This is a genomic window from Mycobacterium sp. SM3041, assembly GCF_039668335.1.
GTDB lineage: Bacteria > Actinomycetota > Actinomycetes > Mycobacteriales > Mycobacteriaceae > Mycobacterium.
On the sequence record NZ_JAYXBQ010000035.1, the window covers coordinates 119,405 to 132,668 of the forward strand.

Sequence of the window (13,264 nt, forward strand, 5' to 3'; positions counted from 1 at the left end):
GTCACACCCCGATCGCCGCAGTAAGGCTCCGGAACCGACTGCCCTGCGGACAGCGCGCCCGCACTACGGCGATGTCGTCGATGACGTCGACATCCGACAGTTCGGTCACCAAATCCACGGTCAGGCCGGCGTGCGCCAAAGCGCGCTGTGTCCGGGCCCCGGTATCGGCTTGCGACATCGGAACCGTACGCAGGCTGTCGGCGCCGACGCCGTTGTGCAGCCCGAGCAGCCACCAACCACCATCGCTGGCCGGCCCCAGCACCGAGTCGGCGCGAAGCAACCGAAGTGCGCACGCCGTCAGCAACTTGGCAGTCACCTGCGGGGTGTCCATGCCGATCTGCAGCACCGGGTATCCGAGGCACGCCGCATCGTGGTGCGCATTGGCCAAGCGCTCACCAAAATCATTGCCACGCTGGGGAACAACGGTGAATTCTGCCAGCCGTTCCCGGATCGCGGCGGCCCCCCGCGCGGACGCAAGATCGCCGGTCAACGCCACCATGCGCGCGACGGTCGGCGTCGCGGCCACCGCGTCCAGAGTGTCCAACAGCGCGGCGGCGGCGAGATCCGCCGCTCCCTCCGCACCCAATGTGTGGGCCAACCGGGTTTTGGCCAGACCAGGTACCGGAGCCTTCGCCACCACCAGCACAGTCACGGGAACGGTCATGAGATCACCCGCCAGAAGTCCAGTGCGGCAAGAAAACTGCCACGCAACGAACCGCTCACTTTCGACTCGCCGCCGGTGCGCGGGCCATAGCTGACATCGGTTTCAACTACCTGCCAGCCCGCCTGCCCCGCGCGCACCAACAGTTCCAGCGGATAGCCGAATCGACGATCCGCGATACCGAGACCCAGCAGCGCCTCGCGCCGGGCCACCCGCATGGGCGCAATGTCGTGCACCGGCAACCTGTATCGGGTCCGCAATCGCCAACACACCACGGCGGTGCCCAGGCGGGCATGCCAGTGCCAACGTAGCCCGGGAACCGCGCGGCGCCGCCCGATGACCAGGTCGGCACCGCGGTCGAGCATCGCAACCAGATACGGCAACGCCCGCGGGTCCAGCGACCCGTCGGCGTCGAGCACCGCAACCGTCGACGTCTGCGCTGCCAGCACGCCGGCATGGACCGCCGCACCGTATCCGGGCTCCAGTTCGGTGATCACGTCGGCGCCGTGGGCCCGCGCCACGGTCGCCGTCCCGTCGGTGCTGTTGTTGTCGACCACCAGAGCCCGGTATCCGTTTGGGAGGACGGCCAGAATCGCGGGCAGCGACTCGGCCTCGTTCAGACACGGCAGGATCACCGTGATCGCAGAGCTGGACATCATCCGACGGTAAAGCGGGCCGTGCGCCGCAGCCAAGGGTCAAATGATGACGAAACTGTGACATAGGTGCTGGTAGAAGCCATGACCAGAGTTACTGGCGGGCTAGGCTGTCGAGTGTGACGAGGGTATTGATCGCAGATGACGACCCCGTCGTGCGTGATGTGGTGCGTCGGTATCTGGAGCGAGACGGGCACAATGTCTCGATCGCGCGTGACGGCAATGAGGCGCTGGCGCTGTTGAACACGGAGCGTGTCGACATGGCGGTGCTCGACGTGATGATGCCCGGACCCGACGGGCTGACATTGTGCCGCAGCATGCGCCGCGGCGACGGCTACGGACTGCCGGTGATGCTCTTGACCGCGCTCGGCGAGGAGGACGACCGGATCGCCGGTTTGGAGGCCGGCGCTGATGACTACCTCACCAAACCATTCAGCCCCCGCGAGCTCGCCTTGCGGGTGCGTTCGGTGCTACGACGGGTGCCGGCTCGGGATCTGGCTGGGCCCTTGGAGATCACGAACGGTGCGCTGCAGGTGTCGACTTCCGCACATTCGGTGAGCATCGACGGCGTCGCAGTGAGTCTAACCAACCGTGAATTCGACTTGTTGGTGTTCCTACTCACCCATCCCGGCACTGTGTACTCCCGCGACCAGCTGCTGAAACTGGTGTGGCAGTGGGATTTTGGCGACCAATCGACGGTGACGGTGCACATCAAACGGCTGCGCGCCAAACTCGGTGCGGCACATCGGATTCAGACGGTATGGGGGCGCGGCTATCTGTGGGGAGACGACGATCATGCCGGCAACTGACCTGTGGGAGATCATCGGTTGGGCACTGGCCTGTTCGGTTCCCGTCGTGGTAGCCGGCGGCGTGTTGATCCACCTGGCTCGCTCCTGGTCGCTGGCGGTCAGCATGGTTGCCCTGGTTCTGATTCCAACCCTCGCGACCTTCACCGGCGTGCTCGGCGCCAGCGGCTTCATGATCACCGAGACCTTCGAGCGCATCGCGGTGGTGCTGGTGATCGTCGCGGTGGTGACCATCCCCGCGGCGGTGATGCTGGCCCGCTACCAAGCGCGAAGAACGGTGTGGGAGCAAGAAATCCGAGCTTCCGAGCGGGCCGCCGAACAATCCCGGCGCCGCCTGGTGGCGTTCGTCAGCCACGACCTGCGTACCCCACTGGCCGGTATCCGAGCGGTGTCCGAGGCGATCTCCGATGGCCTCGTGGACAGTACCGAGGTGCGGTCGCACGCCAAACACATTGAGCAGGAATCGATTCGGCTTTCCGAGATGGTCGACGACCTGTTCGAGATGTCGAAGATCAATGCCGGCGCGGTCCAACCGGCGCACGACACCGTCGCGCTCGATGAAGTCGTCGACGACGTCTTGGCTACCCACCGGATCGCCGCGGAGCGAGCCGGGGTGCAACTGGCTGCTCAACTGCCGGCCGAACCCGTCCGAGTGATCGGCAGTGACCGGGCGTTGGTGCGGGTGCTGTCCAATCTGGTGGCCAACGCCATCGCCCATACCCCGGAAGGGGGCCGCGTCGAGCTGACGCTGGGCCGCGACGCCGACGGCGCCTGGGCCCGCGTCGACGACACGGGAGTGGGTATCGACGAGGCTGATCTGGCCAGGGTGTTCGACGTCGCCTATAGGGGGTCCAACGGCCGCGTGCCGCGCGCCGATTCGTCACTGCCGAGTGGGTCCGGTTTGGGACTGGCCATCGCAGCGGGTCTGGTGCAGGCCCACCGCGGCACGTTGTCGGCTCACAACCTCGAAACGGGCGCACGCTTCGAGGTTCGGCTACCACTCGCCGACGGCATATGAAGGCAGATTTATCGCGCCGAGGCTTCATCGGCCTCACGGCCGCGGCCGGCCTGAGCGCCGGCCGGTCACCGTCAGCGTCGGCCGCTCCGGGCCGACCTGGCCCCATTCGGGCCGTCGCCTTCGACGCGTTTACCGTGTTTGATCGCAGGCCAATCGACAATGCCGCCGAGGACATATTTCCAGGCGCCGGAACGACATTGATCGAAGCATGGCGAGTCCGGCAATTCGAATACACCTGGTTGCGCACCTTGTCGGGTACGTACACCGACTTCTGGACCGTCACCGAGGATGCGCTCGAATTCGCGGTACAGCAGTGCAAACTGCGGCTCAATCCCGCCGGTCGCGAACAATTGATGGGCGCTTGGCTCAGATTGACACCATGGCCAGATGCCCCGGCTGCGGTCCGCACGTTCAAGGACCGCGGGCTACACCTCGCTTTTCTATCCGACGCCACCGTGACGATGCTTGACTCCTGGGTCACGAACGCAGGGCTGGACGATGTCTTTCGCCCACACTTGAGCACCGACCGCGTCAAAGCGTTCAAACCCGACCCCCGCGCATACCAGCTGGGCGAAGATGCATTCGGCATCCCGCGCACACAAATCGCATTCAGCGCGCACGGCGGCTGGGACGCGGCCGGCGCCGCAGCATTCGGCTACCGCACCTTTTGGGTCAATCGCAGCGACGCGCCGGCCGAACGACTGTCGGCAACCCCCGAAGCCACCGGCGTCGACCTCACTCAGTTGGTCGAGTTCGTCGACGAACGCTCCTGACGGGAACGCGAAGCGAGTACGCGCATCGGTCACAGATGTGAACAGATTATGTAATCTGTTCACACCGCGGCGTCTGGGCCGGGTCCACCGTCGATCACGCCAGGAGAAACCAGTGAGCACACAGCGCAGCGCCCTCGTCGTCGGTGGGGCATCCGGTATCGGCTGGGCCACCGCCCAAGGACTGGCCGCGCAGGGCTACCGCGTCACCATCGCCGACCGGAACGCCGAACTCGCCGAGGCCCGCTCCGCCGAACTCGGCGCACCGCACACCGCCGTCGCCGTCGAGGTCACCGACGAAGCGTCCGTCGCTGCCGTCTTCGAGCAGACCGGGGAGCTGGACGCCGTCGTCAGCTGCGCCGGGTTCTCGACCTTCGGGCTCATCGTCGACATGCCGGTCGAGGACTTCCGCGCCGTCGTCGACTGCTGCCTGACGGGGTCGTTCATCGTCACCAAATACGCCGGCCAGAAGTTGCGTGAGGGTGGGTCGCTGGTGTGCATCTCGTCGCTCAACGGCCGCCAGCCCGCCATCGGCATGAGCGCCTACAGCGCCGCCAAGGCCGGCCTGTCGATGCTGACCGAGGTGGCCGCATTGGAGTTGGGCCCCAAGGGCATTCGCGTCAACGCCGTCGCCCCCGGTTTCGTGACCACTCCCCTGACCGAAGGCGCCGCGATGATCCCCGGCGTCGTCGACGAGTACGTCGAGAACACCGCGCTGGGCCGCGCCGGCACCCCCGAGGACATCGCCAACGCCGTGCTGTTCCTGTGCTCGGAGCAGTCGTCCTGGATGACGGGCGAGGTTCTCGACCTCAACGGCGGCGCGCATCTCAAGCGCTACCCCGACATCATGAGCCACCTCCTCAAGCTCGCGTCGGGGTAGCAACCGGCGGCAAATCCGTCAGAATCACCGTCATGGACACCGAATTCACGGTCACCCAGAAACGGGCCCTCGCCGTCGCGACGGTCCTGGCGGTCGGATTCGGCGCGTACTTCCTGCGCGGGCAGTTCATGCTGGTCGTCGTTGCCGGGGTGGTGGCCTACCTTTTCACCCCGTTGTTCCGTCGGCTGTCGAAGCGGCTGAGCACCGGCCTGTCGGCCACCCTGACCCTGCTGGCCGCGCTGCTGGTCGTGGTCGTGCCGATCAGCGGGGCCGTCGCCATCGGCGTCGTCCAGATCACCGCCATGATCCGCAACGTGTCGCAGTGGGTGAGTCGTAACGACATGGGCGCGCTGGGCACTCGGGCGCTGCAAGCCGCCAACGACCTGCTGTCACAAATCCCCTACCTGCACCACGTGACCCTGACGCCGGAGTCGGTCCAGAAGTGGATCATCACGTTTGCGCAGCGCGCGGGCGAGTGGGGCCTGAACGTGCTGCAGACCGCCGCGGGCGGACTTTTCGGCGCGCTCGCCGGTGCCGTCATCTTCATCTATGTGTTCATCTCGCTGCTGGTCAACGGCGATGACGTGGTCCTACTGATCCGGCGGCTCAACCCACTCGGCGAGGACGTCACCGACCTGTACCTGGCCAAGATGGGCGCCATGGTGCGCGGCACGGTCCTCGGCCAGTTCGTCATCGCACTGGCGCAGGGTGTGTCCGGCGCGATCTCGATCTACATCGCCGGCTTCCACGACGGCTTCTTCATCTTTGCGATCCTGCTGAGCGCCCTGTCGGTGATTCCGCTCGGTGGTGGCATCGTCAGCATCCCGTTCGGCATCGGCATGGCACTGTTCGGCAACATCGGCGGCGGCCTGTTCGTGATCCTGTTCCACATCCTGGTGGTCACCAACATCGACAACGTGCTCCGGCCGATCCTGGTCCCCAAGGCGGCGCGGTTGGACTCCGCGCTGATGCTGCTGTCGGTGTTCTCCGGCATCGCGATGTTCGGTTTCCTGGGCCTGGTGATCGGCCCGGTGCTGATGATCGTCGTCGTCACCACCATCAGCGTGTACCTCGCTGTGTACAAAGGTGTTCCGTTGAGTGAACCCGAGCCCGATGAGCCCCGCGCACCGGGGCGCCTCGCCCGCCTGATCGCTGTGATGCGCCGAAAGCAGCCCGCTACGGCAGTGGCTGCGCCTTCTGCGTCGCCTCTGCCAGAGTCCGATAGTCCCCCGGACTCGCCGACCCGCTGACCGCGACCTGCGCCGGCCCCGTCGGCCCGTCGAGCTTGGCGGTCCAGATCGGCTCGGTACCTTGCTGGTCCTCGCCGGCCCCCTCGTACACCACCCAGTGCACGCCACCCAGGTCCTGCGCCCCCGTCGGATACATGCCGCTGTGGATCGAGGACACCAGCTTCTCCTCGTCAGCGTTGCTCTGAGTCAGCGCGACGAACATGCCGGAGGCGGTCAGATAGCCGACCCTGGACATCAGCGCCCGCGTGGGTTGCTTGGTGACGGGATCGGTGCGGCCCGCCTCGATGGCGCCGCGCGACCCCGAATTGGCGTGCCAGCCGGACGGCAGTTCCGGGATCCGGATCGGGATGTGCAGCGCGGCGGCGTCGGCCTTGAGCGCGGCCGGGGCGTCGTACTGCGGCGCCGGGCCCTTACCCGGCCCCTGCGGCGCGAACGAACACATGCCGAGCATTCCGGCCAGCGCAACACAGGCCACCACCAGCGGGGCGATGGACCAGAACATGTCGCGGCCGTCCTGCAGCAGCCGGTCCTTCGCCGGGCGCGGCACCGGCACCGACTGCCCCTCGGCGACCGCGTTGGGCACGGCGGCGGGCCGCCCATCAGATGCGGCGACAGACTGGTCGTCGGGTTCCGGCGATTGAGACGTCACAGGGCTCAGTATCCCAACTCCCGACCGCACACCAACAAATGGCTAATGGGACAATCGGCGCATGACGCCTTCGCGCCGAGAAGCCCCAGACCGCAACCTCGCCCTCGAACTGGTCCGCGTGACCGAAGCCGGGGCCATGGCCGCCGGCCGCTGGGTCGGCCGCGGTGACAAGGAAGGCGGCGACGGTGCGGCCGTCGATGCCATGCGTGAGCTGGTCAATTCGGTCTCGATGCGCGGCGTAGTGGTCATCGGCGAGGGCGAGAAGGACCACGCCCCGATGCTCTACAACGGCGAAGAGGTCGGCAACGGCGACGGTCCGGACTGCGACTTCGCCGTCGACCCGGTCGACGGCACCACCCTGATGAGCAAGGGCATGCCCAACGCCATCTCGGTGCTCGCGGTCTCCGAGCGCGGCACCATGTTCGACCCGTCGGCCGTGTTCTACATGAACAAGATCGCCGTCGGACCGGACGCCGCCGACGTCATCGACATCACCGCACCCATCGGCGAGAACATCCGCCGCGTCGCCAAGCGCCTCAACGAGTCGGTGGCCGATGTCACGGTGTGCATCCTGGACCGGCCCCGGCACGCCCAGCTGATCAGCGAGGTTCGCGAGGCCGGTGCCCGCATCCGCCTGATCTCCGACGGCGACGTCGCCGGCGCCATCTCGGCCTGCCGCCCCGAGTCCGGCACCGACATCCTGGCCGGTATCGGTGGCACGCCCGAAGGCATCATCGCCGCGGCCGCCATCCGCTGCATGGGCGGCGCCATCCAGGCCGTCCTCGCGCCGACCGACGACGCCGAGCGGCAGCGGGCCCTGGACCGTGGCTACGACCTGGAGCGCGTGCTGACCACCGAAGACCTGGTCGCCGGCGACAACGTCTTCTTCTGCGCCACGGGCGTCACCGATGGTGACCTGCTCAACGGTGTGCGGTACTTCGCCGGCGGTTGCACCACGCAGTCGATCGTGATGCGCTCGAAGTCCGGCACCGTCCGGATGATCGAGGCCTACCACCGGCTGTCCAAGCTCAACGAATACTCCGCGGTGGACTTCACCGGGGATATTTCCGCCGCACACCCCCTGCCGTAATTCGTTTCACCTCAACCAAAGGGAGCACATGTCCGACAACGATGTCGAGTACCGGATCGAGCACGACACCATGGGCGAGGTCCGGGTTCCGGTCAACGCCCTGTGGCGCGCGCAGACACAACGCGCCGTGGAGAACTTCCCCATCTCGTTCCGCGGCCTGGAGCGCACCCAGATCCGCGCGCTGGGTCTGCTGAAGGGCGCCTGCGCACAGGTCAACAAGGACCTGGGCCTGCTGGACCCCGACAAGGCCGACGCCATCATCGCCGCCGCCGGTGAGATCGCCGACGGTCTGCACGATGACCAGTTCCCCATCGACGTGTTCCAGACCGGCTCGGGCACCAGCTCGAACATGAACGCCAACGAGGTCATCGCCTCCATCGCGGCGCGCAACGGCGTCGAGGTCCACCCCAACGACCACGTCAACATGTCGCAGAGCTCCAACGACACCTTCCCCACCGCCACACACATCGCGGCAACGGAAGCCGCTGTGCGCCACCTGATTCCGGCCCTCGAGGTGCTGCACGAGTCGCTGGCCAACAAGGCCCGCGCGTGGCGCACCGTCGTCAAGTCCGGCCGTACCCACCTCATGGACGCGGTGCCCGTCACCCTGGGCCAGGAGTTCGGCGGCTACGCCCGCCAGATCGAGGCCGGCATCGAACGCGTCAAGGCGACATTGCCCCGCCTGGGTGAGCTGGCCATCGGCGGCACCGCCGTCGGCACCGGCCTGAACGCCCCTGACGGCTTCGGCGCCAAGGTCGTCGACGTGCTGGTGAACCAGACCGGCATCGCCGAACTGCGTACCGCCGCAGACTCTTTCGAAGCCCAGGCCGCCCGCGACGGACTCGTCGAGGCGTCCGGCGCGCTGAAGACCATCGCGGTGTCGCTGACCAAGATCGCCAACGACGTGCGGTGGATGGGCTCGGGCCCGCTGACCGGCCTCGGCGAAATCCAGCTGCCGGACCTGCAGCCGGGTAGCTCGATCATGCCGGGCAAGGTGAATCCTGTTCTGCCCGAAGCGGTTACCCAGGTGGCCGCGCAGGTCATCGGCAACGACGCGGCCGTCACCGTCGGCGGCCTGTCCGGTGCCTTCGAGCTGAACGTCTACATCCCGATGATGGCCCGCAACGTGCTGGAGTCCTTCACGCTGCTGTCCAACGTGTCGCGGCTGTTCGCCTCCAAGTGCATCGACGGCCTCGTCGCCAACGAGGACCACCTGCGCACGCTGGCGGAGTCGTCGCCGTCGATCGTGACGCCGCTGAACTCGGCCATCGGCTACGAGGAGGCCGCCAAGGTCGCCAAGGAAGCCCTCAAGGAGAAGAAGACCATCCGGCAGACGGTCATCGACCGCGGCCTGATCGGCGACAAGCTCTCCGAGGCCGAACTGGACAAGCGTCTCGACGTGCTGGCCATGGCGAAGGTCAAGGACGGCGAGTAGTTCTCAGCCGCAGAAAGTGCCCTCTTCTTCGGAAGGGGGCACTTTTTTGTTGTCCTCCCGAGGCCTCTTCTCACATCGCAGGTGAAGCGAATGTGAACAGGTCCTTACTGGACAGATACTGCCGGGAAACGGGATCCGACCCGTGCGTTTGCGATCGTGTTGCAATGACGGCCGACCTCACCGATTCGCACCGAGGCGCCCGGCCGGATGCCGTCCCGTGCATGACGCACGGCCGCTTCCACATGCCGCACACGCACGCCGGCGAGCGGCTGCTCAAACCCCAGGCCGAGGTCCTCAAACTCGTGACGACATCACCGGGCCAACGCAATGCGGATGTCCTGCAGGCCCGGCTGTTCATCGAACTGCTCGAGGACGAACTGGCCGAGCTGCACCTGCAACTGGCGGTGACCGAGCGCCGCGCGGCCAAGCAGGGCGCCGACAAGCATCTCGAGGTACTGCGCGGGCGCATCGCCGAACTGCTGGCGATGGTCGACGCGATCGCCGACCGCTTCCCCACTGCGTAGCTGTCCCCGCGAGTTGCGGAGAAAGTCCGTGAGTTCAATCGCGACGGAAGACGCCGATGCTGAGTGAACTCAGGGACGTCCAGCGGCCGGAAAAGGTACCTGTCTTCATCCACCGCAGCCACACTGCGTCGTAATTGAAGCCACGCACATCCGATGCGCGCTTAGTCCGTGATGCACACACGGCTCCGTCGCGAGCACGTCGGCTAAGGAGACCGCCCGATGTCGCTACTGGCCGTTGTTGGAGCCGCCGGAATTGGCGCCCGGGATGTCGGTGATCGGGATGTTCGGCATCGGCGGCGGCGACGGCGTGTTGGGCAGCGTCGGAATCTCCGCCGGCGGGATATCGGTCAGATCGTTGACCGGCGGGCCGTTCTCCCGGCTGCCGTAGCTGGTGCCCGGCTCGCGATGTCCGATCATGTGGCTGACCGTCACCAGGTGATAGCCGTTGGCCTTGAGCACCGGGATGAACTGCTGCACCAGGTCGACCGTCGACGAGTAGGTGTCGTGGAACAGGACCACTGAATTCGGCTTGATCTGCGTCATCAGCATGTAGCGGGTGGCCGCGGTATTGGAGTCGTTGGCCCAGTCGAAGGGGATGACGTCCCAGTTGATGTCGGCCAGGCCCTGCTTCTTGGCCTCGGCGAGCACCTGGTCGTTGATCAGTCCGCCTGCGGTGCGCACCAGTTTCGGCCGCTGTCCGGTGGCCTTCTCGATGGCATCGCTGGCCTTGCTGAACTGGCCTGCGATGAACTCCGGCGGGATCGTCGTCATATTGGGGTGTTCCCAGGTGTGGCTGCCCAGTTCCATCCCGGCGTCGACGACGCGCTTGGCACCGTCCGGGTTGGCGGCGACCTTGTTGCCGATCTCGAAGAACGTCGCCTTGGCGTCGTTGTCCTGCAAGATTTTCAGCAGCCGGTCGGTGTACGGGCTGGGGCCGTCATCGAAGGTGAGCGCGACGCACTTGTACTTGCTGCAGTCGACTTCGTCGGCCTTGGCGACATTGCCGGTTTGGCACCCGACCACGACGATCGTCACACCGGCACACACGCCGAGGACGGTTCGCCAGTAGGGCCAGGCCTTGCTCTCACGTCGCACCCAATCACCTTACCGACGCCGCGATTTGTGCACGAAAACCCGTGCTCAGCGCGGAAAACCGTGCACAAATCGCGGCCCGGCTCAGGTCACGGCAGGGTGCCGGGGCTGATCTCCTCGAGCATCTCGGTGACCAGCGCGGCGATCGGCGAGCGTTCGCTGCGCATCAGGGTGATGTGCGCGAACAGCGGGTGGCCCTTGAGCTTCTCGATCACCGCCGCGACACCGTCATGCCGGCCGACGCGCAGGTTGTCGCGCTGGGCGACGTCGTGCGTGAGCACCACGCGGGAACCGGAACCGAGTCGCGAGAGCACCGTCAGCAGCACGTTGCGCTCGAGCGACTGGGCCTCGTCGACGATGACGAAGGAGTCGTGCAGCGAGCGGCCGCGAATGTGCGTGAGCGGCAACACTTCCAGCATTCCGCGGGAGAGCACCTCCTCCAGCACGGCCGGGCTGGCCAGGCCTTCGAGGGTGTCGAAGACGGCCTGCGCCCACGGGCCCATCTTCTCGCTCTCGCTGCCCGGCAGGTAGCCGAGGTCTTGTCCACCAACGGCATACAGCGGCCGGAACACGACCACCTTGCGCTGGGTGCGGCGCTCGAGCACCGCCTCCAGGCCGGCGCACAGCGCCAGCGCAGACTTGCCGGTACCGGCCTTGCCGCCGAGAGAGACGATGCCGACGGACTCGTCGAGCAGCAGATCGAGGGCGACGCGTTGTTCGGCTGACCTTCCCCGGAGGCCGAACACTTCGCGATCACCGCGGACCAGCTGCACCCGCTTCTCGGCATTGACGCGGCCCAGCGCGTGTGACGTGCCGCCGAGGAGCCGAATGCCGGTGTGGCACGGCAAGTCCCGCGCTTCCAGCAGGTCGACCTCGCCGTCGGCGAACAGCGTGTCGATGTCCTCCGGAGTGGCGTCCATCTCGGTCATGCCGGTCCAGCCGGACGTGATGACGTCCTGCGCGTGGTATTCGTCAGCCAACAGGCCGACGGCACCGGCCTTGACGCGCAGCGGAATGTCCTTGCTGACCAACGTGACTCGCTTGCCCTCGGCCGCTAGGTTGGCGGCGCAGGCCAGGATCCGATGGTCGTTGGTGTCGGTGCGGAAGCCCGTGGGCAGCACCGACTGGTCGACGTGATTCAGCTCAACCTGCAGCGAACCACCCTGTGTCCCAACGGGAATCGGCTGGTCCAGCCGCCCGTGTTCCAATCGCAAGTCGTCGAACATGCGCAGTGCCTGCCGGGCGAACCAGCCCAGTTCGTGGTGGTGGCGTTTACCCTCCAGCTCACTGATGACCACCAGGGGGACAACCACTTCGTGCTCGGCGAAACGCGTGCATGCCCAAGGATCGGACAGCAGCACGGAGGTATCGAGCACGTAGGTACGGACCTGCGAATCAGACACGTGGCGCTCCTCGGCCCGTGCGGCCCCACACGAGTACTTCGGTGGACGCAGCGGTACCTGGACCGGGGCCGGTCCCAATCTCTAATCGGGTACCGCCCGGATAGCAGAGCAATTCGCTAGCCATCACCGGCGACGCTACTCCCGGCGGCCGCCCCACGCTGACGGCGCGCCGTGACTGTTTTGTGACGTCTAGATGAACTGGGCGAGCGACGGTTCGTCGCTCAGGTCCCACGCCTTGATGCGGTCGGAGATGACGGTGCGCAGCGCGGCGGCATCGAAGATGCCGGCATCGGCAACAACCTGGACCTTGTCCTGGTAGGCGTCGATATCCGCACCGATGACCTCGAGGCCGGCGGCCCGGGCCGCGATGGCGGCGATGGTCTCGTCGCGGTGCGTCTCCAGCAGGTGCGTGACGAGGTTGGCAAAGAACTCCTCGTGGCGTTCTTCGTCGCGGGCGATGCGGCCGGCCATGGCGGCGAGCACGGGCTCCTCGATCTGGGCCTGCAGGTTGCGGGTGAAGACGGCGTGCGCGCGCTCGAAGAACGCCATGAAGACCAGCGTCTCGATCTGGCTGTACTTGTCGGCCCGGTAGCCCTTCATGACGTGCTCGACGCGCACGTCCTCGTTGGCGGTCGGGTCGATCTGGCGGGTGACCACCAGGTAGTTGCGCAGCGCGATGGCGTGCAGGTGCTCCTCGGCGGTCCAGCGGCCCAGCCAGCGGCCCCACTTATCCTCGAGGATGAAGTGCTCGACCAGCTCGCGGTGGTAGCCCGCGAGGTTGTCCTTGGTGATGAGCAGGATTTCCAGCGCATCGGTGACCGGCTTGGGCAGGGTGACACTGGAGGCATCCCAGTCGGTGCCGCCGAGGAAGGCGAAGTTCTCGCCCTGCTCGAACGGCACGTAGTCGTGGGCGTACCAGGCTTCCTCAGTCGCGAGGTGCCGGGACAGCTCGGTGTCCACCACGGGCTCGAGCTCGAGGGTCAGTGCGTTGGCAACCGGTTTCTCAGCCATGAAAGTAACTGTAACCCGAATT

At 66.5% G+C, this 13,264-nt stretch carries 14 protein-coding genes; 8 read left to right on the plus strand and 6 right to left on the minus strand.

Annotated features, from left to right (window positions below; genetic code table 11):
• Position 1: 1 nt before the first annotated feature.
• Complete coding sequence (locus tag VXD91_RS08790; RefSeq protein ID WP_073696234.1) at positions 2-664, minus strand: DUF2064 domain-containing protein; 663 nt, start codon at positions 662-664, stop codon at positions 2-4.
• The gene (locus VXD91_RS08795) at positions 661-1,317 is read right to left on the minus strand and encodes a glycosyltransferase family 2 protein (protein WP_083612319.1); all 657 of its coding nucleotides are present in this window, start codon (positions 1,315-1,317) and stop codon (positions 661-663) included. The genes VXD91_RS08790 and VXD91_RS08795 overlap by 4 nt, the downstream gene beginning before the upstream one ends.
• Before the next feature lie 116 nt (positions 1,318-1,433).
• On the opposite strand from VXD91_RS08795, the gene VXD91_RS08800 reads away from it, so the two are divergent.
• The 5 genes from VXD91_RS08800 to VXD91_RS08820 all read left to right on the plus strand — a co-directional run bounded on the left by VXD91_RS08800 (position 1,434) and on the right by VXD91_RS08820 (position 6,038).
• Positions 1,434-2,123: a response regulator transcription factor gene (locus VXD91_RS08800; protein WP_073696236.1), complete on the plus strand. Its 690-nt coding sequence runs from the start codon at positions 1,434-1,436 to the stop codon at positions 2,121-2,123.
• A complete protein-coding gene (locus VXD91_RS08805) occupies positions 2,110-3,138 on the plus strand; it encodes a HAMP domain-containing sensor histidine kinase (RefSeq protein ID WP_073696237.1) in 1,029 nt (342 codons plus the stop codon). Before VXD91_RS08800 ends, VXD91_RS08805 begins: the two co-directional genes overlap by 14 nt.
• Positions 3,135-3,911, plus strand: coding sequence for a haloacid dehalogenase type II (locus VXD91_RS08810; RefSeq protein ID WP_073696238.1), 777 nt, complete (start codon positions 3,135-3,137; stop codon positions 3,909-3,911). The genes VXD91_RS08805 and VXD91_RS08810 overlap by 4 nt, the downstream gene beginning before the upstream one ends.
• A gap of 112 nt (positions 3,912-4,023) precedes the next feature.
• Positions 4,024-4,788: an SDR family NAD(P)-dependent oxidoreductase gene (locus tag VXD91_RS08815; RefSeq protein WP_212812748.1), complete on the plus strand. Its 765-nt coding sequence runs from the start codon at positions 4,024-4,026 to the stop codon at positions 4,786-4,788.
• A gap of 32 nt (positions 4,789-4,820) precedes the next feature.
• Positions 4,821-6,038, plus strand: coding sequence for an AI-2E family transporter (locus VXD91_RS08820; RefSeq protein ID WP_073696240.1), 1,218 nt, complete (start codon positions 4,821-4,823; stop codon positions 6,036-6,038).
• Here VXD91_RS08820 and VXD91_RS08825 read toward each other — a convergent pair.
• Positions 5,965-6,621, minus strand: a complete 657-nt coding sequence (locus VXD91_RS08825; protein ID WP_293013400.1) for a DUF4245 domain-containing protein — start codon at positions 6,619-6,621, stop codon at positions 5,965-5,967. The genes VXD91_RS08820 and VXD91_RS08825 overlap by 74 nt on opposite strands.
• Before the next feature lie 127 nt (positions 6,622-6,748).
• Between VXD91_RS08825 and glpX the strand changes: the two genes are divergently transcribed.
• The 3 genes from glpX to VXD91_RS08840 all read left to right on the plus strand — a co-directional run bounded on the left by glpX (position 6,749) and on the right by VXD91_RS08840 (position 9,736).
• Positions 6,749-7,777 carry a class II fructose-bisphosphatase gene (gene glpX / locus VXD91_RS08830; protein WP_061001746.1) on the plus strand — a complete coding sequence of 343 codons (1,029 nt, stop codon included), beginning with the start codon at positions 6,749-6,751 and terminating at the stop codon, positions 7,775-7,777.
• A gap of 28 nt (positions 7,778-7,805) precedes the next feature.
• Entirely contained in the window at positions 7,806-9,212 is a 1,407-nt protein-coding gene (locus VXD91_RS08835) for a class II fumarate hydratase (RefSeq protein ID WP_346415193.1), read from the plus strand.
• 164 nt (positions 9,213-9,376) lie between these two features.
• Complete coding sequence (locus VXD91_RS08840; RefSeq protein ID WP_346415194.1) at positions 9,377-9,736, plus strand: hypothetical protein; 360 nt, start codon at positions 9,377-9,379, stop codon at positions 9,734-9,736.
• A gap of 225 nt (positions 9,737-9,961) precedes the next feature.
• Here the strand turns inward: VXD91_RS08840 and VXD91_RS08845 are convergent, their stop codons facing one another.
• From VXD91_RS08845 to VXD91_RS08855, 3 genes are all read right to left on the minus strand, one after another.
• Complete coding sequence (locus VXD91_RS08845) at positions 9,962-10,831, minus strand: polysaccharide deacetylase family protein (protein ID WP_293013364.1); 870 nt, start codon at positions 10,829-10,831, stop codon at positions 9,962-9,964.
• 86 nt (positions 10,832-10,917) lie between these two features.
• The gene (locus tag VXD91_RS08850; protein WP_346415195.1) at positions 10,918-12,231 is read right to left on the minus strand and encodes a PhoH family protein; all 1,314 of its coding nucleotides are present in this window, start codon (positions 12,229-12,231) and stop codon (positions 10,918-10,920) included.
• Positions 12,232-12,420: 189 nt separating this feature from the next.
• A complete protein-coding gene (locus tag VXD91_RS08855) occupies positions 12,421-13,242 on the minus strand; it encodes an acyl-ACP desaturase (RefSeq protein WP_346415196.1) in 822 nt (273 codons plus the stop codon).
• Positions 13,243-13,264 lie beyond the last annotated feature (22 nt).